This is a genomic window from Roseovarius confluentis (assembly GCF_002917925.1).
Taxonomy (GTDB): Bacteria; Pseudomonadota; Alphaproteobacteria; order Rhodobacterales; family Rhodobacteraceae; genus Roseovarius; species Roseovarius confluentis.
In genome coordinates this window covers 651,844-675,077 of sequence record NZ_PPFE01000001.1, presented here as the reverse complement: position 1 = coordinate 675,077, position 23,234 = coordinate 651,844, and the positions used below count along the sequence as shown (strand labels likewise).

Genomic DNA, 23,234 nt, shown 5'->3' with positions numbered 1-23,234 from the left:
GCCGCGCGGTCAGTTGCGGGGCGGCACGAGTTTGCCGGGGTTCATGATGTTGTCTGGGTCAAGCGCCTGCTTGATCGTACCCATGAGGCCCCAGGCGGGACCATGTTCGCGTTCCATGTAGCCCAGCTTGCCCACGCCGATGCCATGCTCGCCCGTGGCGGTACCGCCGAGCGACAGCGCCAGCTCGACCAGATGCTCGGAGGCTTTCAGCACGCGGGCCTTGTCGGCGGCATCCTCGGGGTCGAATTGCAGGATGGCGTGGAAATTGCCGTCGCCCACATGTCCCAGGATCGGGCCTTCGATGCCTTGCGCATCGAGGTCGCGCCGCGTCTCTTCAATGGCGCGGGCCAGGTTCGAGATCGGCACGCAGATATCGGTGACCAGCGCCTTGGTTCCGGGACGGTGAGCGACGATGGCGTGATAGGCGGCGTGGCGCATGGCCCAGAGCGCGGAGCGTTCCTCGGTCTTGCGGGCCCAGTCGAAGCCCTTGCCGCCGAACTCCTGTGCCAATTCACCGAACATCCGCGCCTGTTCCGCGACGCCCGCGTCCGAGCCATGGAATTCCAGCAGCAAATGCGGGCAGGCGGGCAGGGCGGCGCCGGAATAGGCATTCACCGCTGCGACGCTTTGGGTGTCCATCAGCTCGATCCGGGCGAGCGGCAGGCCCATCTGCACAGAGGCCATGACCGCCTCGACCGCGTCGCCCACGGCGTCAAAGGCGCAGACGGCGGCAGATATGGCCTCGGGCGTGCCCTGCAGGCGCAGCGTGATCTCGGTGATCAGGCCCAGCGTGCCCTCGGAGCCGACGAACAGCGCGGTCAGGTCGTAGCCCGCCGAGGATTTGCGGGCGCGGGTGCCGGTGCGGATGACCTCGCCCGTGGCAGTGACCACTTCGAGCCCCAGCACGTTGTCGCGCATGGTGCCATAGCGCACCGCCGTCGTGCCGCTGGCGCGGGTCGAGGTCATGCCGCCGATCGAGGCGTTGGCGCCGGGGTCGACGGGAAAGAAAAGGCCCGTGGCGCGCAATTCCTCGTTCAGCGCCTCGCGGGTGACGCCGGGCTGAACGCGCACGTCCATGTCGTCCTGGGACACTTCGAGGATGCGGTTCATGCGCTGGAAGTCGACGCAGATGCCGCCCGAGAACGCCTGCGCCTGCCCTTCGAGCGAGGTGCCGGTGCCCCAGCCGATGACCGGCACGCCGTGGCGGGCGCAGGCCTGCACGATCCGGCGCACCTCGTCTGTGTTTTCGGGATAGGCGACGGCATCGGGCGGCGCGTCCGCGAAATGCGTCTCGCTCCGGCCATGCTCTTGCAGATCGGACTTGGACAGGCTGAGCCGTTGCCCTAAAACGGGCGATAACTCTGAAATGGCGTCACGAATACCCATGTCGAACCCCTGCATTCCCCTGAAACCGCACCCTATGCGAAGCGGTTCCGACAGGGAAGCGCCCTGCGTCACAAGGCCGGGGGCAGGCGGTTGACCGATACCGAGACAGCGCAGGCCGAGGACAGCCCGGGCCGATTGCGGCGCGGATGGCAGCGGATCGACACGTTCGGCCGCAACGCGTGGCGGGTGCTTCGCGACAAGGGGCCGAGCCAGTTCCAGTTCTGGCTGATCGCGCTTTGCATCGGGATCGCGGCGGGCTTTGCGGCGCTGTTCTTTCGCAAGGGAATCAACGCTCTGCAACTGCTGCTTTACGGGTCCGAGGACCCGTCTCTGATGCACAGCTGGGTATCGAACCTGCCGTGGTACTGGGTTCTGGTGATCCCGGTGGGCGGCGGGCTGGTGGTGGGGGCGATCCTGCACCGCTTCACCCCCGATGGTCGGGCGCGGTCGGTGGCCGACGTGATCGAGGGGGCCGCGCTCAACGAGGGCCGGGTCGAGACGCGGGCCGGTGTGGCCTCGGCGCTGGCGTCGATGATCACGCTGGGCACGGGCGGCTCGTCGGGCCGGGAGGGGCCGGTGGTGCATATGGCCGGCGTCATCTCGACCTGGGTCAGCAACCGGATCAACGCCGACGGGATCACCGGCCGCGACCTTTTGGGCTGCGCCGTGGCGGCGGCGGTGTCGGCGTCGTTCAACGCGCCCATCGCGGGTGCCCTGTTCGCGCTGGAGGTGGTGCTGCGCCATTTCGCGCTGCACGCCTTTGCGCCCATCGTGATCGCGTCGGTGGCGGGCACGGTGATCAACCGGCTGGAATTCGGCGATGTGACCGAGTTCGAGTTGCCCATGGCGAGCATTCTGGAATTCTACGTGGAATTGCCCGCCTTCCTGATCCTGGGGTTGATGTGCGGGGCGGTGGCCGTCGTGCTGATGCGCGGAATTTTCTTTGCCGAGGGATTCGCGGATCGGGTGCAGGCGCGCACCGGGTTGCCGCGCTGGCTGCGGCCCGGTGTGGCGGGGCTGATACTGGGCGTGCTGGCAATCGGATTTCCGCACATCATCGGCGTGGGCTATGAGACCACGTCGAAGGCGTTGACCGGCAAGCTGCTCTGGAATGAGGCGGTGGTGTTCTGCATCCTGAAGGTCATCGCGGTGGCGATCACCATCGGCGGGCGTATGGGCGGCGGGGTCTTTTCGCCCTCGCTGATGGTGGGGGCGCTGACGGGGCTGGCCTTCGGGCTGACGGCGACGGCGCTGTTGCCGCAATGGTCGGGGGCGCCGACGCTTTACGCGCTGGCGGGGATGGGGGCCGTGGCCGCCGCGGTGCTGGGCGCACCCATATCGACCACGCTGATCGTATTCGAACTGACGGGGGACTGGCAGACCGGGTTAGCGGTGATGGTGGCGGTGTCGATGTCCACGGCGTTGTCGTCAAAGCTGGTGCGCCACTCGTTCTTCCTGACGCAGCTGGATCGGCGGGGTGTCAGGCTGGCGGCGGGGCCGCATGCCTATCTGCTCACCATGTATCGCGTTGCGCGGGTGATGCGGGAGAAGGGGGCCGAGCGCAGCGCCAACGAAGAGACCTGTTGGGAGTTGATCGAGGACGGGGTCTATATCGACGCGAATGCGACGCTGGACGTGGCGATGCCGATCTTCGAGCGCACGGGCGTCGCGTTCATCCCGGTGGTGACCCTGACCGGCGAGGATGCGAAGCCCGAATTACAGGGGGCGCTGTTCCATGTCGATGCGCTGAAGGCCTATAACCGCGCGCTGACGGCGGTGTCGGCGGAAGAGCATAGCTGAGCGGCGTGCGCCTATTTGGGTCGCCTAAGCGCGGTAGCGCTTCAAACTATGTTGATGTCGCGAAAAGCGTATGTACCCGGCGTGGCGTTTTCGATGGCCTCGCGAAACACATCATCGCAACCTCCGACGGCGTAGATATGCGTTTCCATCCAATAAATTGACATACTACCCCTGCCTATTCTCGCCTCTTTCTTTCGGCCTCTCCCACAAACCCGCTGCCGGACGATCTCAGCTCGCTCGAAGCGGGAGAGGATTTCGAGACGATTTTTGCCACGAAAGTTCGTCACTTGACAAGCCGGTTGAAGGCGGTGTCGGCGGAAGAGCATAATTGATCCGGCAGAACCGCGGCTTTGGTCCGGGGCGAGGTGAGACCCGGTAAGACGCACAACTAAAGGCGGTTGTGCGAAAAGTGATTTCTTGTTTAAAGTGTTTTTCGTGCTCTCACCTCATCGCGGGGGGATGCCATTTTTCAATTGTTTCACATCAAAGGATTTCCGACCATGCTGACCTTTCTTCAAGGCGAATCCACCCTACCGCCAACGATCACCGACATCCCCTGGGGCGACGCTTACAAGATCGGCGGCGGTGTGGATGCCGTTACCGGCGACACGTTCGACGGCTCGGCGCTGACCTCGACCGACACGACACCGGCCAAGGTCGGGGAGGGGCAGATTTCGATCAAGATCATTTCGACCGAAGCGGAGATGGAGCGCGAGATCGACGTGGGCGCGTCGGGGTCCTACAACACCGGTGCGGTCGAGATCTCGGCCGAGGCGTCATACCTCAACAGTGTCAGCTACTCGGCCACGTCCCTGACCGTTCTGGCGCAGGTCGAGATCAGCGATACGGACTATGCGACGATCAAGGACCCGGCGCTGAAGGCGAAGGCGAAGAGCTTGCTGGACAGCGATCAGGCGAAGTTCAAGAAAACCCATGGCGACTATTTCATCAGCGGGGTCAAGTCCGGCAGCCTGCTGAGCGTGGTGTTGCGGATCACGGCGGAGTCCGAGTCGCGGCTGGATGATTTCAAGTCCAAGTTCTCGGGTTCGAAAGGAAACCTCTTTTCGGCGTCGGGCTACGCCAATTTCAAGCAGGCTGTGTCGAGCAGCAAGACGACGTTCGAACAGACGGTCGTGCATTTCGGCACCAAGACCGGGGCGGTGCCGCCCAAGGCCGACGACCCCGAGGAATTGCTGAGGTGGTTCAAGGACAATCTTCAGGCGGCGCAGATGCGGGCCTACCTGACCAGCTATTCCTCGCTCGATCCGAATTTCGACCGGACCGTGCCGGTGGCCCCGGCGGTCTTCGGGGAGATCACCGCGCTATACAAGCAGGTCTGGCTGGTCGAGAGCCGGTTCAAGACCTGTCCGGGCGATTACGCCGACGCCTACGCCCATACGTTCGACACGCTGACGGGCGAGATTCGCGCGGCGCGTGAGGAACTGGCCTCGGAGCCGTCGAAAATTGCTGAGTACGCTAGCCAGCTTGCCTCGCTGAAGACCGAGCTGGATGAGATCTATGCCCGCTACGCGCTTTACATGAGCGTGAAGGGAGCAAAGTCCAGCGTGCCGAAGAAGGACAAGGAACACGAGTCGGGCGATACCAATATCTGGCATTACGGTTACGACACCTGGCCCGGGATCGCGACACAGATCTCGACTACCGAACAAAGCTATAGCGAGAAATGGCAAATCGGCCACCGCACCCACACGTTCGACTGGGGCGGCAGTTCCAAGTACATGCTGGTGGGCTTCACGGTTGACAGCGTCTGGCATTCGCATAACGGGTCATGGAAGCTGACGACGAGCGATCCTCTGTTGAAGGATACCGCCAGCATCTACGTATCGTCGGAATACGACCGGGGCACGAACTGGAAGGTCAAGTGGCACTACGTCGAGGCCAAGGACTATCAGTTCGATTGAAGCGCGACACGCGAGGCCGGGGCGGAATTTTTTGAAAATTCTTGGTGCGCCTAGCGGACCAGTTGCGCTTTCATCCCCGGTTCGGGAAAGCAGGTGGCGGGCTGGCCTGTCGCCTCTTGCCAGCGGCCGATGGAGCGGCGGGTCTTGAAGCCCGGCAATCCATCGGCACCGCCGACGTCGTGGCCCATGCCTTCAAGGCTGCGCTGCATGGCGGCGATGTCGGAGCGGTACATCTTGCCGACAGCCCCCCAGGGTGCCGCGAAGTCGCCGACGCCGTACTGGATGCGGTCGCCGACATGGCCCACGTAAAGCGCGTAGAGGTCGGACATGTTGTAGTCCTTGAGCACGAAGAAATTGGGCGTGACCACGAAGGCCGGGCCGTTGCGCCCGGCGGGCATCATCAGGAAGCCGTCGCCGTTTCGTTCATGATCAGGGAAGGGGCGGCCCGAGACGCGGGTGATCCCCATGGCTTCCCACTCGGTGATTGGACGGCCCTGGTCGGGGCCTTCGAGGGAACAGGAGACGGCGGATGGTACGGTGACCTCGAAGCCCCAGTCGCGGCCCGCGACCCAGCCGTGGCGGGCGAGGTAATTGGCGATGGAGGCCAGCGTGTCGGGCACCGAGCCCCAGATATCGGCACGCCCGTCACCGTCGCCATCGGAAGCGTATTGCAGGAAGCTGGAGGGCATGAATTGCGGCTGGCCGAGCGCGCCGGCCCAGGAGCTGCGCAGGGGGCCGCTTGTGTGGCCGGCCTCGGCGATTTGCAGGGCGGCGATGAGTTCCTCGCGGAAATAGGGCGCGCGGGTGGCCATGAAGCCCTTGGTGCCCAGAACCTCGAACACGTTGTGCGGGATCTTGGCGCGGCCATAGGCGCTTTCGCGGCCCCAGATGCCCAGCAGGATGCGACCGGGCACGCCGGTCTGCTGTTCGATCCGGGCGAGGGTGGAGGCGTGGCGGCTGGCCAATTGGCGGCCTATGGCGGCGTCGCCCGAGACGCCGCGGAAATAGCGGCCCGGCGCGCCGAATTCGGACTGGGTCTGGCGTTTGGGGGTGGTTGCCTTTGACCCCGGCGGGACGAGGTCCGGCAGGTCCCAGTTGAGGCGGACGCCACCCATGGCCCGCTCGAACGTGGCGCGGGAGACGCCCTTGGCCCGGGCGGCGGGCCAGACGTCTTGTTGTAGCCAAGACTGGAATTGGCGCTCGATAGCGGCGCGGTCCTGTGCAAGGGCAGGAATGGCGACGAGGATTGTAACGATCGTCAGTACAAAGCGGATCATGGGCGAAACGGTTTCATATTGCCCGGTTGGAGACAAGATGTGGTGGCAGGCGGGATGAAATCCCGCCCTACACAGGGCGCTTCGGTTCGGTTCACGTCCGGGTCAGACGTAAACGCATCACCCCAAGCTGACGCTTGCCGCACTCTCGGGCAGTTCCTCGTCGAAGCAGCGCTGGTAGAACTCGGCCACGGTCTGGCGTTCGAGTTCGTCGCATTTGTTGAGGAACGTCAGGCGGAAGGCATAGCCAACGTCGCGGAAGATGCGGCTGTTCTGGGCCCAGTTGATCACCGTCCGGGGGCTCATGACGGTCGACAGGTCGCCGTTCATGAAAGCGGTCCGGGTGAGGTCGGCGACAGTGACCATCTGGCTGATCGTCTTGCGCCCGGCCTCGGTGTTCATCTGGGGGGTCTTGGCGATGACGATGGCGGTTTCGGCGTCGTGGCTGAGGTAGTTCAGCGTTGCGACGAGCGACCAGCGGTCCATCTGCGCCTGGTTGATCTGCTGCACGCCGTGATAAAGACCGGTCGTGTCGCCCAGGCCCACGGTGTTGGCCGTGGCGAAAAGACGGAAGCAGGGATGGGGCGTGATGATCTCGTTCTGGTCCAGCAGTGTCAGCTTGCCGTCATGTTCCAGCACCCGCTGGATGACGAACATCACGTCGGCGCGGCCCGCATCGTATTCGTCGAACACGATGGCGACGGGGTTGCGCAGCGCCCAGGGCAAGATGCCTTCGTGGAATTCGGTCACCTGCACGCCCTCGCGCAGCTTGATCGCGTCCTTGCCGATCAGGTCGATCCGGCTGATGTGGCTGTCGAGGTTGACGCGCACTGCGGGCCAGTTGAGGCGGGCGGCGACCTGTTCGATATGGGTCGACTTGCCGGTGCCGTGATAGCCCTGCACCATGACGCGGCGGTTGTGGGAAAACCCGGCCAGGATCGCCAGCGTCGTGTCGGGGTCGAACTTGTAGGTCGAATCGATATCCGGCACGCGTTCGCTTCTGTCGGCGAAGCCCTTGATGACCATGTCGGTGTCGATCCCGAAAACATCGCGGACCGAAAGCTCCTCGGTCGGTTTCATGTCGTGATCCATGTTCCCGTCGGCCATCTGCCTTGATCCTTCAATCGTCGTTTTTTCGTTCGCCCTTCCGTGCAACATATCGCCGGGAAGGGCAAGGGAAAGGGAAAGAATTACTGGCACTCGCCATGTGCCTGCCCTAGGTTCCGATTTCGAAAGGGATGCGCGTTCCATGAAAGACCTCGACGCTATCGAACACATGATCGGTCGATGCGCCCTGAACGACAGGGCCGCGTTTTCCGAACTTTATTCCGCGACTTCGGCGAAACTATTCGGCGTGATCCTGCGTGTGTTGGGTAACCGGGCCGAGGCCGAGGAGGTGCTGCAAGAGGTCTACGTGAAGATCTGGCGCAATGCCGACCGGTACAGCACGGGCGGGTTCAGCCCCATGACGTGGCTGATCACGATCGCGCGGAACGCAGCCATCGACATGCTGCGCAAGCGCAAGGGGGCGGGCGAGCAGATGCCGGAAGGACTGGCTGAAGCGATGCCGGATGCCGCACCGGGGCCGGAGGCGCAAGCCGTTCAGGCGTCGGAGCGGGAAAAGTTGGACGCGTGCTTCGACGAGTTGGAGGCCGATCGCGCGCAGGCCGTGCGCGGGGCTTACCTTGACGGAGAGACCTATGCCGATCTGGCGGCGCGGTTTGACGTTCCGCTGAACACGATGCGAACCTGGCTGCGCCGCAGCCTGCTGAAACTGAGGGAGTGCCTGTCGCGATGAGCGAGGTGCCGGAAAAAGACGACGACGTGGTCCTGGCGGGTGAATACGCGCTGGGATTGCTGTCGGCTGCGGAGGCCGCGGCCTTCGAGTCGCGTCTTGGCGCCGAGCCCGAATTGCGGGCGCTTTACGCGCAATGGGCCGAGGATTTCGCCGTGCTGGCGGATGAGATCCCCGAAGAGGCCCCTCCGGCACGGGTGAAAGCGGCGCTGGACCGCCGCCTGTTCGCTGACGAGCGCCCGGCGCGGCGCGGCCTGTTCGAGCGGTTCGGACTGACCGGATTGGCAGCAGCGGCGCTGGTCGTGGCGCTGTTCTTCGTCGTGGACCTGCCGGGGTCGGGCGTGCAACCGCCGGAGAGCCCGGTCTACCATGCTGACCTGCGGGCCGAGGGTGAGGAAGAGATCATCCTGGCGGCGGGGTATGACGCGACCACGCAGGAAATGTATGTCGAGCGGCGCGGGATGCAGGACCGGCCTGACCGCGATATCGAGATGTGGCTGATCGCCGGGGACAACCCGCCGGTGTCGCTGGGCGTGCTGCCGGAAAACGAGCGGCTGCGCCTGCCGATGACGCCGGAGCAGATCGCGGTGTTGCAAGGCGCGACGCTGGCGATTTCGGACGAACCCGAGGGCGGCTCGCCCACCGGGGCGCCCACGGGCGACATCCTGGCCACTGGCCCGCTCGAAGACGTCTGAAAAATTTCCCGAAACAGCTGAAACTTTCGGTTCGCACCTCCCGTGGCTGCGTATGGGTTGGGCAACAAGGCCCGGCTTTTGTGCATTAAGTTAGGGAGTAGAGATATGTTTAACGTGAAATCAATGACCGCCGCCGTGGCCCTCGCAGCGACTGCGAGCGTTGCCTATGCCGACAATCCGATGGTCGGCGGTGCGGCGATGTATGCCGACAAGAACATTGTTGAAAATGCCGTGAACTCGGCCGATCACACGACGCTGGTGACCGCCGTGAAGGCCGCGGACCTTGTCGACACGCTGTCGAGCGAAGGGCCGTTCACCGTGTTCGCGCCGACCAACGCCGCCTTTGGCGAGCTGCGCGAAGGCGCGGTCGAGGCACTGCTGCAGCCCGCGGCTAAGAAACAGCTGACCGAGATCCTGACCTGCCACGTGGTATCGGCCGACGCGATGTCGACGGCGATCAAGGGCATGGTCGACGATGACGGTGGCGCGCACATGGTGCCGACCGTGGGCGGCTGCATGTTGAAGGCCACTTACCAAGGCAACAGCATCATGCTGGAAGACGAGCGTGGCCGCGTGGCCAACGTGACCATCGCAGATGTCGAACAGTCCAACGGTGTGATTCACGTGATCGACACCGTGATGCTGCCGGCCAAGCAGTAACAAGCTCGTAAGCTGCGGAACGGGGGGCGTTCGTCCCCCGTTCTATCCTCGAATGACAAACGCAGGAGGCTGAAGATGCTACGACGCACATTCATACTGTCGGCCCTGTCCGGGGGCACTTTTCTGACCGCGCTGCCGGGATTTGCCGCGCCGGGCACTTTCGAGGTGACACGCACCGAGGCGGAATGGCGCGAGATGCTGACCGATCCGGAATACGAGGTGATGCGCGAGGAAGGCACCGAGCGCGCCTTTAGCAGCCCGTTGCATGATCTATACAAGCCGGGGACGTATCATTGCCGCGGCTGCGACCTGCCGCTTTATTCGTCCGAGACCAAGTATGACAGCGAGACCGGCTGGCCCAGTTTCTGGAAGGCGATGGACAATGCCATCGGCACCAAGCCGGATCATTCGCTTTTCGCGACGCGGACCGAATGTCACTGCCGCCGCTGCGGCAGCCACCTTGGCCATATTTTCGATGACGGGCCACAGCCGACGGGCAAGCGCCATTGCCTGAACGGAGTCAGCCTGACATTCCGCGACGCCTGAATTCCGGGTCCGATCGCGCACCGGGTGGTTTCAGGACCCGGAACGGTACGAGTGACCCGGTGCGCCCTATTTTTCCAGCTTACTTGAAGTTGCGGCTCTGCTTGATCTGGTCCCAGGCCCAGACGACCTGTTGAAGCTGTTCTTCCTGGCTGCGGTCGCCGCCGTTGATGTCGGGGTGCAGCACCTTGATCAGCGCCTTGTAGGCCTTGCGGATCTCGGCCTTGGAGGCGTGTTCGTTTGCCTCAAGGATTTCGATGGCGCGGCGTTCGGTCGGGGGCAGCTTGCGCTGGCCGCCGCGGTTCTTGCCGGGGTTCTGCGTGGCATTGCCGCCCAGCACCTGGTGCGGGTCCTCGATGCCCAGCCGGGCCCAGGCACGCGCCTCGGGGTCGTTGAACGCCTTGGTCTTGCGCTCCCACACCTTGTCCGAGGACATCTGGGCGTTCATCTCGGCCTCGGTGGTGCCGTCGAAGAAGTTCCACTTGGTATTGTACTCGCGCACGTGGTCCTTGCAGAACCAGTAGAAGTCGTCGAGCACGTCCGGCGCCTTGGGCGCGCGGTACTTGCCGGGCTGGTTGCAGCCCTCGTGGTCGCAGACGCGCGTCGACGTTTCGGATGCCCCGGACATGCCCCGCCGACCGCGCGGGTTCTTCTTTTTCGCGGATGAAACGGACATGTCGAAACCAAACGGATCGGATTTAGCCATTGGCATTCCCTTTGCGACTCGAGGCCAAGAGTGTATGTGATTGCGCGGCAAATTGAAGAGGAAAGATCGGGAAAAAACCGCGCGGTCCCGAACTTCCTTGCACGGGTCAGTCCCGGGGTGGCAGATCGGGGCGCGGCGTGTCTTCGCCATCCCCGTTATCCGCGTCGTCATCTGGCGTATCGTCCTGATTATCCTCGATTTCGTCAGTCTCGGCGGCGGTTTCCAGCTCTTCCGCCTCGTGGTCGTCCCACGGCAGCGGCGGCGGGCTGTCGACGCCTTCCAGTTCCAGCGGGCGGCGGAAGACCAGCATGCTGCGATAGACCGTCTGCGACGAGGTCAGGCCCTGACGTTCCTCGCTGGGCAGGATGTCGGCGCGCAGGTATTCCCAGCCCTCGAGCGCCAGTTCGTTGATCACCGTTTCCAGCCCGTGGGCAAAGCGGCCTTCAGCGCCCTTGATGCCCGGGCCCTTGCGGCCCTTGGCGGGGGCGGGGATGACCTTGTACTCGTATTTCTGGATCACGAAGTGCACCTCTCAAAATTGGCAGGACATCGTAACGTCCTGAGGCTCGGGTGCAACATCAAACCGAAGAAGAAGCGGTCAGCCGCCGGACCAAAGATCCTCGTAGACCTGGGCGATGGTTTCGGCCTCTCGGGTGACGCTGAAATGGGTGCAGGCAATGGTGCGGGCGGCTTGGGACATGGCGGCGTGGCGGTCGGGGTCTGACAGGATGGAGGCGAGCGCATCGGCGGCATCGCCCGGATCGTCCGGCACGATAAGGCCGGTTTGGCCCTGGCTGGAAAAGCTGCGGTAATAGCCGGTGTCGGTGGCCACGAACGGCACGCCCGATGCCATCCCTTCAAGCGGGGTCATGCCATAACCTTCGTAGCGGGGCAGTTGCATCACGGCAGAGAGGGAACGTGTGAGGGTGGGCAGGGCGTCGGGGGAGACCTCGCCGGGGAAGAGGATGCGGTCACTGAGGCCCGCGGCGGCAATCTGCGCCTTTAGCTTGTCGAGGAAAGGCTGGTCGGACTTGGCCGCGCGACCGATGACGAGAGCGGTCAGGCCGGGGTGCTGCGGCAAGAGGCGCAGCATGGCGGCGACGAAGCGGTCGGTGCCTTTCTCGGAGCGGATGCGCCCGATGGTGGCCACGCCGTGGGTGCCGGGATAGCCGGTGGCGGCCCACGCGGCGGCGCGGTCGGGGGCGGGCGTGAAACGGTCGGTGTCGACGCCGTGGGGGGCGACGGCGCGGACATGCGGGACGAACCCGGCTGCGGCCTCGGTCGTGGCGATGACGGCGTCCATGCGCGAAATGAGCCAGCGCGGAAAGGCCGAATGCCGCCGGATCGCGGCGGAGGTGAAGACAATGCGGATGGGGCGGCGCAGCACGTCGCGGACCCAGAGGGCCGCGCGCATTTCGGGATTGCGGCGGACATGCCAGATGGTGAAGGGGTGGTCTTTGGGAGGGGTCTTGGAAAATGCCGCGGCTTGGGACTTGGTGATTGGGTCCGGGCAGCCGGGCAGGGGGTGGCCCGCAAGCGCGAGGTCGTATTGCGACACCTGGCAGCGCACCACGCTGGCGGCGGTCGAGGAAACGCCGGTGAAGTTGCGGTTGAAATTGGTGACGATGAGGTCCGGCACGCGGGGCGGCTTTCCTTGGGGTTCTCGACAGGTGCTAGCGCAGGCCGAGCGACTTGGAAAGGGTGGTCGCGAAGTCGTCCAGCACGTCGGCCTGTACGGCGGCAAAAGCGCGGGTTCGGTCACGCAGCGCGTCGAGGGCGGCGGGATCGTTAAGATAGGTGGTCAGCTTGGCGCCGAGGTCTTCGGCATCGGTGACCTCGATACAGGCCTCGTTGGCCTGCATCTCGGCATAGGCCTCGGCGAAATTGGCGTAGTGCGGGCCGTGGAGGACGGCGGAGCCGGCATGGGCGGGCTCGAACGGGTTGTGGCCGCCCACATCGGTGAAGCTGCCGCAGATGCAGGTCAGGGGGCTGAGCGCGTACCACAGGCCCATCTCGCCCAGTGTGTCGGCGAGATAGACGCGGGTCTGCCCGGTGATGGTCATGCCGGTGGAGCGGCGGGCGCCCTCGAAGCGGTGCTCGGCGATCATGCGCTCGATATCATGGGCGCGTTCGGGATGGCGCGGTACGAGGATCAGGAGCGCGTCGGCATTGCCGCCGGTCATGGCGCGGTGGGCCCTGAGCACGACCTCGTCCTCGCCCGGATGGGTGGAGGCGGCGAGCCAGACCGGCCGGCCGGCGATGAGGCCCTGCATCCGGAGCAGTTCGTCCCGGTCGAAGGGGAGCGGGCCGGCGACGGACTTGAGGTTCATGCCGGCTTCGGCCTGTCTGAGGCCGAGGTCTTGTAGATGGCTCGCGGTGCGGTCGTCCTGGCAATGGATCAGGCGGAAATGATCCATCAGATGCCGCGCGGTGCGGGGGAACCGTTTCCAGTTGCGGGCGGATTTTTCGGAAATCCTGGCGTTGACCAGTGCCAGCGGGACGCCTGCGGCATGGGTCAGACGCAGCATCTGGGGCCAAAGCTCGCTTTCCACGAAGACCGCCGCCGAGGGGCGCCAATGGTCGAGGAAGCGCAGGACCACGCGGCGGGAATCGAGCGGCGCGAATTGATGCGTCGTGCGCGGCGGCAGGCGCTTGCCGACGATCTGCGCCGAGGTGGCGGTGCCGGAGGTTATGAGGAAGGACAGGTCGGGATGCGTGTCGCCCAGATGCTCGATCAGGCGCAGGACCGACAGGCTTTCGCCGACCGAGGCCGCGTGGAACCACATGAGGTCGCCGACGGGGCGCGGTGCGGTGGCATGGCCCTGCCGTTCGGGCAGGCGGTTTGCGGGAATGCCTTGGCGCGACAGGTTTTCCGAGACGCGGCGATAGGCCAGCCGCTCAAGCAGATTTGCCGCCACGCCGTAAAGACGCACGGGCAGGGGCGCCGGATTGCGGGGCATCAGCCGCCGGTGTGGCTCATGTGGCGGGACATGCGCCCGTCCACGGTCTGACGGGAATAGTCGAAATCGTGGCCCTTGGGCTTGCGGGTGATGGCCTCGCGGATGGCGGCCTCGAGCGGGGCGTCATCGTTCGGCGTGTTGCGCAGGGGCGGGCGCAGGTCGGCCATGTCTTCCTGGCCAAGGCACATGTAAAGCTCGCCGGTGCAGGTGAGGCGCACGCGGTTGCAGCTTTCGCAGAAATTATGGGTGAGGGGCGTGATGAAGCCGATCTTCTGGCCGGTTTCTTCCAGCCGCACATAGCGGGCGGGGCCGCCGGTGCGTTCGGAAAGCTCGGTCAGGGTGTATTGCTCTGCCAGGGTCTGGCGCAGATCGGACAGTTTCCAGTATTGGTCCAGCCGGTCCTCGTTGCCGATATCGCCCATCGGCATGACCTCGATGAAGGTCAGGTCCATGTCGCGGGATTTGCACCATTCGACGATGTCGAAAAGCTCGTCCTCGTTGAAGCCCTTGAGAGCGACGACGTTGATCTTGATGCGCAGGCCGGCGGCCTGGGCGGCGTCGATCCCCTCGAGCACCTGCGGGAGGCGACCCCAGCGGGTGATGTCGGCGAATTTCTGTTCATCGAGCGTGTCGAGCGACACGTTCACCCGGCGCACGCCGGCGGCATAGAGGTCTTCGCTGAAGCGGGCGAGTTGCGAGCCGTTGGTGGTGAGCGTCAGTTCCTTGAGGTCGCCGCTGTCGAGGTGGCGTTTCATGCCGTGGAAGAAATGCATGATGTTGCGCCGCACAAGCGGTTCGCCGCCGGTGATCCGCAGCTTTTCCACGCCCATGCGCACGAAGGTGCTGCACATGCGGTCCAGTTCTTCCAGCGTCAGCAGTTCCTTCTTGGGCAGAAAGGTCATGTTCTCCGACATGCAATAGACGCAGCGGAAATCGCAGCGGTCGGTGACAGAGACGCGCAAATAGGAAATGGCGCGCTGGAACGGGTCGATCAAAGGTGCGGTCATAGGGCAGAACGTATGCAAACCGCCGATGAACGGCAAGGGGCATCTTGGGAATTGATGCCGGCGCGCAGGGGTCATAAGGTGAGTGTATGAAACGATTTGTATGCCTTGTCGCCTGTACCGTCGGCCTGTCGGCCTGTGATATTTTGCCCACCATGCAGCAGCAGACGCCGCCGCCTGACCCCGCGTCCGGGAGCGCCGAAGCCGAGGCGGAGGTGCAGACCGCGGGTGTCGCCCCGCCGGCCAATGCGCGGACCGCCGACGAGTTCGACACCACCACGGAAGAAGAGCGTGCGGCAGCGGTGCAATCTGCGCAGAGCGGCGGTGGCGACCGCGACCTGGGGATCACGGTCGCGTCGCTGGGTGCGGCGTCGGATCCGGGCATCTGGATGAAGACACCGCTTGTCGACAGCCCCGGAAAGGGCCGGGTGGAATACCCGGCGAAGGGCACGACGGTGGCGGTCGATCTTATCCCGCTGGACGCGGAGCCGGGATCGGGCAGCCAGCTGTCGCTGGCGGCGATGCGGCTCTTGGAGGCGGATCTGACGGGGCTGCCCGAAGTGCGGGTTTTCGCGACAGGCGGCTGACCTTAAAGGAACTTCTCGGCTTCCTTGCGGGCAAACGGCTTCATGTGGCGGCCGTTTGCGGCCATGAAGGCGCGCACGCGGTCCGGGTCGTGTTTGGACAGGTCACGCAGCCACCAGGCGACGGATTTCTGGATGAACCACTCGCTGTCCTGCACGTAAGCTGCGGCCCAGCCCAGCACGCGTTCGCGCGCCTCGGCCTCAGCCGGTTTGAGGTTGTTGAGCTTGGCGAGCGGCAGGGTGACGATCATCGCGGCGCGCCTGATCCAGTGACTGTCGGAGGTGGTCCAGGTCTCGACCTCGTCCATGCGGGTGAGGTCGGCCATCAGCCGTCGTTGCCCCGCCGTCATGGCGTGGTCGGCGATGGCCCAGCTGTCGAGGTCGGGCAGCCACGCGGTGATCAGTGCCCAGACGGCATCGTCGGGTGTGATCCGGGCCTGCGTCAGCAGCTTGGCCGCAGCGAGGCGGGCCTCGAAGATGTTCGTCCGCCAGAGTGCGTCGGCCAGCGTGACACGCTCTTCGACAGTGAGCGCGCGGCGCCATTCGGTCGTCAGGTCGTTGATTGCCGGGTTGGGCACGCCGAGATAGTCGCGGGGCACCTTGTGATAGTCCGCCATGCCTTCGGCCCGGCCGGGTTCGGCATGCGTGCGAATCTGATCGAGGGCAGTTTCGGGGGTCATGGGTGCAATTCTTTGAGAAGGTCTATAAAGGCCTGTCCCTCGACACCGCCGGAGCAGGACGCCTGAGCCTCGTCGAAGAGGCGTTCAACCTGATCGGCGGGCATGGATGACAGCGTTGCGCCCGCGTCGATCAGCATCGCGCCGCCCCTTGCGTTGCAGGTGCCGAAGACGGTTTCGAACAGTGGAGTCCGGTCGTAGGTGTTCAGGCCGTTCGGGTCTGCACCGTGCTCGAGCAAAATGGCGAGAAGCCGGTTGTCATCGCCGCCCGCCGCCTTGGACAGGGCGAGATCGCCGTGGGAATCAGGGCGCGAAAAATCCGCGCCGTACGCGCCCAGTATCTCGATCATGCGCAGGAAATCGGGATGTTCTCGATCCTGTACGAAATTGATCGCATCGACAAAGGCGGGGGACCCGTATTTGTCCGAGGTGTTCGGATCGGCTCCGGCCTGCAGCATCAATTCCACTGCCTCGGGATCGGATATGGAGACCACGATTTCGCGGAACGGCACGCGGCCATCCGCCAGCGGTGCCGAGAAATCGAACCCTGCTTCGGCACAGGTCCTGATGGCAGATAGGGGTGACCCCGCGCCGAACCGCAGGACGCTGTCGGGAGACGTCTCGAACGGACAAGCCAGCGCGGCCGGCGCGGTCAGGATCAGGACGACGAGGCCGTGCGACAGGTAACGCACGTTTTTTATTCCACCGTCACGGACTTGGCGAGGTTGCGCGGCTGGTCCACGTCGGTGCCCTTGGCGACGGCGGTGTGATAGGCCAGAAGCTGGGCGGGGACAGCGTAGAGGATGGGCGACAGGACCGGGTCGACCTGGGGCAGGACCAGCGTCATCCAGGTGTCGTCGGCGGCCGCCTCGGCGCCGGGGGCGTCGGTGATCAGCATCACCTTGCCGCCGCGGGCCATGACCTCCTGCATGTTCGACACGGTCTTGTCGAACAGCGCATCGCGCGGTGCCATGACGATGACCGGCATCTTCTTGTCGATCAGCGCGATGGGGCCGTGCTTCAGCTCCCCCGAGGCATAGGCCTCGGCGTGGATATAGCTGATTTCCTTGAGTTTCAGAGCGCCTTCAAGGGCCAGTGGGTACATGACGCCGCGCCCGAGGAAGAGCGCGTTGTCGGCCGTTGCCAAACGGTTGGCGGCCTTGTGAAAATCGGCGTTTAATTCAAGAGTGTTGTTGATGGTCGAGGGCAGGCCGCGCAGGTGCGACAGCAGGTCCGAGGTGCGCGCGGGGTCGAGCGTTTCGCGGTCGGAGGCGGCCTTGAGCGCCATCAGCAAGAGCACGGTCAGCTGACAGGTGAACGCCTTGGTTGAGGCCACGCCGATCTCGACGCCGGCATGGATCGGCAGGGCGAGGTCGCTTTCGCGGGCGATGGAGCTTTCGGGGACGTTGATGATCGACAGGATCTTCGCGGCCCGCCCCTCGCAGTAGCGCAAGGCGGCGAGCGTGTCCGCGGTTTCGCCCGACTGGCTGACGAAGATGGCGCCGGTCCTGGCGGGAACGGGAGGCTCGCGATAGCGGAACTCGGACGCGATATCGACGTCGACGGGCAGGCCGGCCAGTTGCTCGAACCAGTATTTCGCGGTGAGGCAGGCGTAATAGGCCGTGCCGCAGGCCACCAGCGTCAGGCGGTCGTATTGGGTGAAGTCCAGTTCCGGTTGGGGCAGGGTCAGGCCGCCCCCGGCCTCGGACAGGTAGTGGCGCAGGGTATCGCCGATCACGGCGGGCTGCTCGGCGATTTCCTTGGCCATGAAGTGCTTGTGCCCGCCCTTGTCGACATGGGTGCTGTCGATCTGGATGGTGCGGACGGCGCGGTTGGCGCGATTTCCCTGCGCGTCGATGATGTCGAGCGTGGTGCGGGTGACGACGGCGATGTCGCCTTCCTCCAGATAGGTGATCCGGTCGGTAAGGGGGGCGAGCGCGATGGCGTCGGAGCCGACATACATCTCGCCGTCGCCATGGCCGATGGCCAGCGGGCTGCCCTTGCGGGCGGCGACGATCAGGTCATCCTCGCCATCGAAGAGAAAGCCGAGCGCATAGGCGCCTTCCAGCCGGGCGATGGCGGATTTGGCGGCCTCGACAGGGGTTTGGCCCTGTTCCATCAGGTGATGGACCAGCATGGCGACGGTCTCGGTATCGGTGTCGGTCTCGTGCGCCAGCCCGGCTTGGGACAGTTCGCTGCGCAGCTCACGGAAATTCTCGATGATGCCGTTATGCACCACGGCCACCGGCCCGGCCTTGTGCGGGTGGGCGTTGACGGTGTTGGGCGCGCCGTGCGTGGCCCAGCGGGTGTGGCCGATGCCGGACTTGCCGCGCAGGGGTTCGTGCACCAGCAGGTCCGACAGGTTCACCAGCTTGCCGACGGCGCGGCGGCGGTCCAGTTGTTTGCCGTTGATCGTGGCGATGCCGGCGCTGTCATAGCCGCGATATTCGAGCCGTTTGAGCGCCTCGACAAGGATGGGCGCGGCTTCGTGCTTGCCTAGAACCCCTACAATTCCACACATTATCCTGCCTCTTTCGCTTGCTTGGCCTTCTTGGACTTTAGCATTTCGAGCAATTTGCGCGCCATGCCCGGCTTGTTGGCCTGCGGGCTGCGGGCAATGGCGAGCGCGCCGTCGGGGACGTCGCCGGTGATGACCGAGCCCGAGCCGGTCATGGATTCGTCGCCCAGTTTGACGGGGGCGACGAGCATGGTGTTGGAGCCCACGAAGACGCGCGCGCCGATCTCGGTGCGGTGTTTCATCACGCCGTCATAGTTGCAAGTGATCGTGCCCGCGCCGATATTGCTGGCCTCGCCCACGGACGCGTCGCCGATATAGCTGAGGTGATTGACCTTGGCGCCTTCGCCGATGAGGGCGTTCTTGACTTCGACGAAATTGCCGATGCGGGTGTCCTCGGCCAGTTCCGCGCCGGGGCGCAGGCGGGCATAGGGGCCGACGATCGCGCCGCGCGAGACGTGGCAGCCTTCGAGATGCGAGAACGCCTTGATATGCGCGCCGGATTCCACGGTGACGCCGGGGCCGAAGACCACGTTGGGTTCCACGATCGTGTCGCGGCCCAGCACGGTGTCATAGGCGAAATGCACGGTCTCGGGGGCTGTGAGGGTGATGCCATCGTCGAGCGCGGTGGCGCGGGCGCGGGTCTGGAAGGCGGCCTCGGCCGCGGCCAGCTCGGCGCGGGAGTTGATGCCCATGGTCTCGGCCTCGTCACAGGCGATGGCGGTGGCCGAGAGGCCCCGGTCGCGGGCGATGCCGATGATATCGGTGAGGTAGTACTCGCCCGCCGCGTTGTCGTTGGTGACGGCGCGGATGAGGTCGAAAAGGACGGGCGCAGAGGCGGCGATGACGCCGGAGTTGCAGAAGGTGATGGCGCGGGTGGCCTCGTCCGCGTCCTTGAATTCGACAATCTTTTCAAGCGTGTCGCCGGACATGACCAGCCGGCCATAGCGACCGGGATCGGCGGCCTCGAAACCCAGCACGACGACGTCATGTTGCGCGCGGGCCGCGACCATGCGGTGCAGCGTGTCCTCGGAGATGAAGGGCGTGTCGCCGTAAAGGACGATGGCGTCGCCCTCGTAGCCCGCGAGCGCGGGCTCGGCCTGCGCCACGGCGTGGCCGGTGCCGTCCTGCGTGGCCTGGTGGGCGGTCAGGATGTCGGGGTCATGGTCGTGCGCCGCCGCCGCGACGGCCTCGGACCCGTGGCCGGTCACGACGACGGTGCGGTCGGGGGACAGGGCCGATCCGGCCTGCAACGCATGGACCAGCATCGGCGCGCCTGCGATCTGGTGCAGCACCTTGGGCAGGTCCGATTTCATGCGGGTGCCCTGGCCCGCGGCCAGGACGATCAGGCTGATGCTCATATGGTTTCTCTTTCCTTCCTGACGTGCCCGTTTTATCCGGTTGCGCAAGCCGCGCAAGGCTGGGCCGTATCAAAGATGATTGCGGGATGTGACAGGGACGGGCGGAAAAGTGCCAACCGTTGCAGGATGACAAGAGGGACGAGTGACATGGGTGAACGGCTGGGAACGGTGGTGTTCGATCTGGACGGGACGCTGGCGGATACCAGCGGTGACCTGATCGCGGCTGCGAATGCCTGTTTCCGGGGGATGGGCGAGGGCGATCTGCTGGATCCGGTGGCGGATGCCGGCACGGCGCTGCGCGGCGGGCGTGCGATGCTGACGCTTGGCATGACACGACTGGGGCGGGCGGATGATTTTGCCGAGATCGACCGGCAATATCCAATTCTTTTAAAGGCTTACGGCGAGGCCATCGACACGCACACGGTGTTCTATCCCGGCGCGATGGACGCGGTGGAGAACCTGCGGCTGGCGGGGCATCCGGTGGCGATCTGCACCAACAAGCCCGAGGCGCTGGCGCTGAAGCTGATGACCTCGCTGGGCGTGCTGGACCGGTTCGGCGCACTGGTGGGGGCCGACACGCTGGCCGTGCGCAAGCCCGACCCCGAGCCGTTGCGCGAGGTCGTGCGGCGGGTGGGCGGCGACCCGGGCCGCTGCCTGCTGGTGGGAGATACGATAACGGACCGCGAGACGTCGAAGGCGGCGGGGGTGCCGTCGGTGCTGGTGACGTTCGGGCCGGGGGACGAGGACGTGCGGGCGCTGGAGCCGGAGGCCACGATCGACCATTTCGACGAGTTGCAGGGCGTGGTGCAAAGGCTCTTCGCCTGAAACCCGGTTTCGGGAAAGCGAAATGCCGCTTTTCCACAGGCGCTTCGCGATTGACCTGCGCCGCGCGGGGCCGCAATAAATGGCCATGAGCGAGGTTTTCACACGCAGTTTCACCCAGCAGGAGCCGATCCCCGAAGAGGGGATGCGCGCCGCGATGGAGGTGATGCAGAGCGGGCGGCTGCATCGGTATAACCTGTCGCCCGGAGAGCTGGGCGAGGTGGGCCTGCTGGAGCAGGAGTTCGCCGCCTACACGGGGGCCAAATACGCGCTGGCGGTCGCTTCGGGCGGGTACGCGATGGCCACGGCGTTGCGGGCGCTTGGGGTCCAGCCTGGCGAAAAAGTGTTAACGAATGCTTTCACACTCGCGCCGGTGCCGGGGGCGATTGCCAGCGTCGGCGCGGTGCCGGTCTTTGTCGGCGTGACGGAAAGCCTGACGATCGACCTTGAAGACCTGATTAACAAGGCGGGCGAGGCGCGCATCCTGATGCTGAGCCATATGCGCGGGCACCTGTGCGACATGGACCGGCTGGTGGAGGTCGCCTGCGACCACGGCCTGACCATCATCGAGGATTGTGCCCACACGATGGGGGCGGCGTGGAACGGTATGCCCTCGGGGCGGCATGGGCTGATCGGGTGCTATTCGACGCAGACCTACAAGCACATGAATTCGGGCGAGGGCGGCCTGCTTGTGACGGACGATGCGGACGTCATGGCGAAGGCGGCGATTCTGTCGGGATCCTACATGCTGTACGGCCGGCACGGGACGGTACCGCCGGAGGAGGCCTTCGAGGCGATCAAGTACGACACGCCCAATATCTCGGGCCGGATGGACCACCTGCGCGCCGCGATTTTACGCCCGCAACTCAAGGCGTTGGACGACCAATGCGCGAAATGGAACGCGCGGTACGCGGCGGTCGAGGACGGGCTGCGCGGCACGCCGGGGCTGACGGTGGTGGAGCGTCCCGAGGCAGAGCGTTACGTGGGCTCGTCGATCCAGTTTTTGTTGCTGGACTGGAGTGATGCGGCCATCGCGGAGGTAGTCGAACGGTGCGGCAGACGCGGCGTCGAGCTGAAATGGTTCGGGGGCGCGGAGCCGGTGGGGTTCACCAGCCGCTACGACAGCTGGCGCTATGCGCCGAGCGTGCCGATGCCCGCAAGCGATCGGGTGCTGAAGGGCATTCTGGACATGCGCCTGCCATTGACCTTCACCTTGGACGATTGCGCACTGATCGCGCGGATCATCCGGGCGGAGGTGGGGGCGGTGCAACAGGCCGCCGCGTCGTAAGGCGGAAAGGTTAATCGCGAATCGGGGCTGAATACCGCGTCGGTATCGCGTCGGTATGTCCGACTGTATGGCGTCCGTGCCAGTGTCGGGCACCCAAGGTGAAGGCACCGCGCGGGGAGTGTCCCGGAAGTGGCGGGCAGTCGGCGTGATGGCGGGTGTCGGATCTTGAGTATTTTTGGAACAGTGAAAGCGGGCCGGGAGCGCGAGGCCGTGCGGAAGTTGTGGATTCAGTCGGGCGCGGGGTCGGGGCGACTGTCGCCGGGAATCGGGACGGTGGAGATCGAGACCTTGGCCGAGCCTTGCGACAGCTCGCGCCCGTGCGAAATGTAGACCAGAGTCTGACGTTGCGCATCGTAGATGCGTTTCACCCGCAAGGTCTTGAAGATGATCGAACGGCTGGCGCGAAAGACGTCTTCGCCATCCTCGGAGCGGTCAATGTCGCCCAGAATGATCGGGCCGGTCTGCTGGCATTCGATGGCGCTGTTGGAGGGATCCTCGAACCAGTTGCCATTCGCCAGCCGGTCGATGAAGCCCCGCTCGAAATAGGCGAGGTGGCAGGTGACGCCCTGCACGTCCGGGTCTTCGATCGCCTCGACGATGATGTCGTTGCCGGCCCAGTCGACGCCGATCTCGCCCACCTGCTCGGCGCGGGCGGGCGAGATCATGGGGGCCACCAGCAAGGCGACCCCGAGAAGTGCGCGGCGCATCAGAACGTGACCGTGCCGTGGGTGCCAACATCGGGCGTGTCGCCCGAAAGGGAGGCGCGGGCAAATTCAAACAGCGACTTGGCATTGCCGTCAGTGGCCCAGACCACGGCCTTTTTCGGGCGCATGCAGACCAGCACGATGTCGTCATCCTGGCGGCCATCCTCGAACCAGACGGCGGCCATGGGTGACCAGATCTCGTCCAGCTTGGCTTCGCTGGTCTCGACCGACAGCTCCCCGTCGATATCGGCATAAAGCTGCGCGCTGGGGCAGGCGGCGATGAACTTGCAGTTCTCCTTACCGACCGCGGCGGCGGCGATATCGGTGCCCTTGGCGGTCACGAACCAGATCGCGTCGTCCTCGCCCGTGATCGTGGGGGCCATGGGGCGCGGCGGGGCGCCGGTGGTGGACAGCATCCCGGCCTGAAGGCTGTCGAGGCGCTTCCAAAGGGCTTCTTTCAGATCATCGGACATCGGGTGTCTCCTTTGCTAAACTGGGTGTCAGTGGGCCAACACGTGGTGCGCGGAATCGGTTCCGG

Annotated in this window: 23 protein-coding genes; 9 read left to right on the top strand and 14 right to left on the bottom strand. The window is 65.0% G+C overall.

Annotation, left to right across the window (positions count from 1 at the left end; genetic code table 11):
* Window positions 1-9 precede the first annotated feature (9 nt).
* On the bottom strand, window positions 10-1,386 hold the full coding sequence (locus tag C2I35_RS03260; protein WP_103761893.1) for an FAD-binding oxidoreductase: 1,377 nt from the start codon (window positions 1,384-1,386) through the stop codon (window positions 10-12).
* Window positions 1,387-1,521: 135 nt separating this feature from the next.
* Here C2I35_RS03260 and C2I35_RS03255 point away from each other — a divergent pair, with 135 nt between their 5' ends.
* Window positions 1,522-3,186, top strand: a complete 1,665-nt coding sequence (locus C2I35_RS03255) for a chloride channel protein (RefSeq protein WP_245890399.1) — start codon at window positions 1,522-1,524, stop codon at window positions 3,184-3,186.
* Between the two features lie 500 nt (window positions 3,187-3,686).
* Window positions 3,687-5,108 carry a hypothetical protein gene (locus tag C2I35_RS03250; protein ID WP_103761553.1) on the top strand — a complete coding sequence of 474 codons (1,422 nt, stop codon included), beginning with the start codon at window positions 3,687-3,689 and terminating at the stop codon, window positions 5,106-5,108.
* A 50-nt stretch (window positions 5,109-5,158) separates the two neighbouring features.
* Here C2I35_RS03250 and C2I35_RS03245 read toward each other — a convergent pair whose 3' ends face one another.
* Both C2I35_RS03245 and cobS read right to left on the bottom strand, forming a co-directional pair.
* Window positions 5,159-6,385 (bottom strand): lytic murein transglycosylase, encoded by a 1,227-nt coding sequence (locus tag C2I35_RS03245; RefSeq protein ID WP_103761552.1) that lies wholly within the window; start codon window positions 6,383-6,385, stop codon window positions 5,159-5,161.
* A 117-nt stretch (window positions 6,386-6,502) separates the two neighbouring features.
* Entirely contained in the window at window positions 6,503-7,489 is a 987-nt protein-coding gene (cobS, locus tag C2I35_RS03240) for a cobaltochelatase subunit CobS (protein ID WP_103761551.1), read from the bottom strand.
* A 142-nt stretch (window positions 7,490-7,631) separates the two neighbouring features.
* Here cobS and C2I35_RS03235 point away from each other — a divergent pair, with 142 nt between their 5' ends.
* From C2I35_RS03235 to msrB, 4 genes are all read left to right on the top strand, one after another.
* The gene (locus C2I35_RS03235; RefSeq protein ID WP_103761550.1) at window positions 7,632-8,180 is read left to right on the top strand and encodes a sigma-70 family RNA polymerase sigma factor; all 549 of its coding nucleotides are present in this window, start codon (window positions 7,632-7,634) and stop codon (window positions 8,178-8,180) included.
* Window positions 8,177-8,872 carry an anti-sigma factor gene (locus C2I35_RS03230; RefSeq protein WP_103761549.1) on the top strand — a complete coding sequence of 232 codons (696 nt, stop codon included), beginning with the start codon at window positions 8,177-8,179 and terminating at the stop codon, window positions 8,870-8,872. Before C2I35_RS03235 ends, C2I35_RS03230 begins: the two co-directional genes overlap by 4 nt.
* Before the next feature lie 105 nt (window positions 8,873-8,977).
* On the top strand, window positions 8,978-9,532 hold the full coding sequence (locus C2I35_RS03225) for a fasciclin domain-containing protein (RefSeq protein WP_103761548.1): 555 nt from the start codon (window positions 8,978-8,980) through the stop codon (window positions 9,530-9,532).
* Window positions 9,533-9,607: 75 nt separating this feature from the next.
* Window positions 9,608-10,078, top strand: a complete 471-nt coding sequence (msrB, locus tag C2I35_RS03220) for a peptide-methionine (R)-S-oxide reductase MsrB (protein ID WP_103761547.1) — start codon at window positions 9,608-9,610, stop codon at window positions 10,076-10,078.
* Between the two features lie 79 nt (window positions 10,079-10,157).
* Here msrB and C2I35_RS03215 read toward each other — a convergent pair whose 3' ends face one another.
* The 5 genes from C2I35_RS03215 to moaA form a co-directional block, all read right to left on the bottom strand.
* Complete coding sequence (locus C2I35_RS03215; RefSeq protein WP_103761546.1) at window positions 10,158-10,781, bottom strand: J domain-containing protein; 624 nt, start codon at window positions 10,779-10,781, stop codon at window positions 10,158-10,160.
* Between the two features lie 106 nt (window positions 10,782-10,887).
* Window positions 10,888-11,301, bottom strand: a complete 414-nt coding sequence (locus C2I35_RS22395; protein WP_245890375.1) for a DUF4177 domain-containing protein — start codon at window positions 11,299-11,301, stop codon at window positions 10,888-10,890.
* A 78-nt stretch (window positions 11,302-11,379) separates the two neighbouring features.
* A complete protein-coding gene (locus C2I35_RS03205; RefSeq protein ID WP_103761545.1) occupies window positions 11,380-12,420 on the bottom strand; it encodes a glycosyltransferase family 4 protein in 1,041 nt (346 codons plus the stop codon).
* 34 nt (window positions 12,421-12,454) lie between these two features.
* Window positions 12,455-13,741, bottom strand: coding sequence for a 3-deoxy-D-manno-octulosonic acid transferase (locus C2I35_RS03200; protein WP_103761544.1), 1,287 nt, complete (start codon window positions 13,739-13,741; stop codon window positions 12,455-12,457).
* Window positions 13,741-14,748, bottom strand: coding sequence for a GTP 3',8-cyclase MoaA (moaA, locus tag C2I35_RS03195; protein WP_103761543.1), 1,008 nt, complete (start codon window positions 14,746-14,748; stop codon window positions 13,741-13,743). The genes C2I35_RS03200 and moaA overlap by 1 nt, the downstream gene beginning before the upstream one ends.
* Before the next feature lie 86 nt (window positions 14,749-14,834).
* Between moaA and C2I35_RS03190 the strand changes: the two genes are divergently transcribed.
* Complete coding sequence (locus C2I35_RS03190) at window positions 14,835-15,332, top strand: hypothetical protein (RefSeq protein ID WP_170067103.1); 498 nt, start codon at window positions 14,835-14,837, stop codon at window positions 15,330-15,332.
* Between the two features lie 2 nt (window positions 15,333-15,334).
* On the opposite strand, the gene C2I35_RS03185 is transcribed toward C2I35_RS03190, so the two are convergent.
* From C2I35_RS03185 to glmU, 4 genes are read right to left on the bottom strand one after another with little or no spacing between them, the layout of a single operon-like run.
* Window positions 15,335-16,009, bottom strand: a complete 675-nt coding sequence (locus C2I35_RS03185; protein WP_103761542.1) for a DNA alkylation repair protein — start codon at window positions 16,007-16,009, stop codon at window positions 15,335-15,337.
* A complete protein-coding gene (locus C2I35_RS03180; protein WP_103761541.1) occupies window positions 16,006-16,698 on the bottom strand; it encodes an ankyrin repeat domain-containing protein in 693 nt (230 codons plus the stop codon). Before C2I35_RS03180 ends, C2I35_RS03185 begins: the two co-directional genes overlap by 4 nt.
* A gap of 5 nt (window positions 16,699-16,703) precedes the next feature.
* Window positions 16,704-18,527 carry a glutamine--fructose-6-phosphate transaminase (isomerizing) gene (gene glmS, locus C2I35_RS03175; RefSeq protein ID WP_103761540.1) on the bottom strand — a complete coding sequence of 608 codons (1,824 nt, stop codon included), beginning with the start codon at window positions 18,525-18,527 and terminating at the stop codon, window positions 16,704-16,706.
* Entirely contained in the window at window positions 18,527-19,882 is a 1,356-nt protein-coding gene (gene glmU / locus C2I35_RS03170) for a bifunctional UDP-N-acetylglucosamine diphosphorylase/glucosamine-1-phosphate N-acetyltransferase GlmU (RefSeq protein WP_103761539.1), read from the bottom strand. The genes glmS and glmU overlap by 1 nt, the downstream gene beginning before the upstream one ends.
* Before the next feature lie 159 nt (window positions 19,883-20,041).
* On the opposite strand from glmU, the gene C2I35_RS03165 reads away from it, so the two are divergent.
* Entirely contained in the window at window positions 20,042-20,707 is a 666-nt protein-coding gene (locus tag C2I35_RS03165; protein ID WP_103761891.1) for an HAD-IA family hydrolase, read from the top strand.
* 85 nt (window positions 20,708-20,792) lie between these two features.
* Window positions 20,793-21,992, top strand: coding sequence for a DegT/DnrJ/EryC1/StrS family aminotransferase (locus C2I35_RS03160; protein WP_103761890.1), 1,200 nt, complete (start codon window positions 20,793-20,795; stop codon window positions 21,990-21,992).
* Between the two features lie 227 nt (window positions 21,993-22,219).
* Here C2I35_RS03160 and C2I35_RS03155 read toward each other — a convergent pair whose 3' ends face one another.
* Together C2I35_RS03155 and C2I35_RS03150 are read right to left on the bottom strand one after the other, a co-directional pair.
* Window positions 22,220-22,699, bottom strand: coding sequence for a CreA family protein (locus C2I35_RS03155; RefSeq protein ID WP_103761538.1), 480 nt, complete (start codon window positions 22,697-22,699; stop codon window positions 22,220-22,222).
* Window positions 22,699-23,169: a pyridoxamine 5'-phosphate oxidase family protein gene (locus tag C2I35_RS03150; RefSeq protein WP_103761537.1), complete on the bottom strand. Its 471-nt coding sequence runs from the start codon at window positions 23,167-23,169 to the stop codon at window positions 22,699-22,701. Before C2I35_RS03150 ends, C2I35_RS03155 begins: the two co-directional genes overlap by 1 nt.
* Window positions 23,170-23,234: the final 65 nt, after the last annotated feature.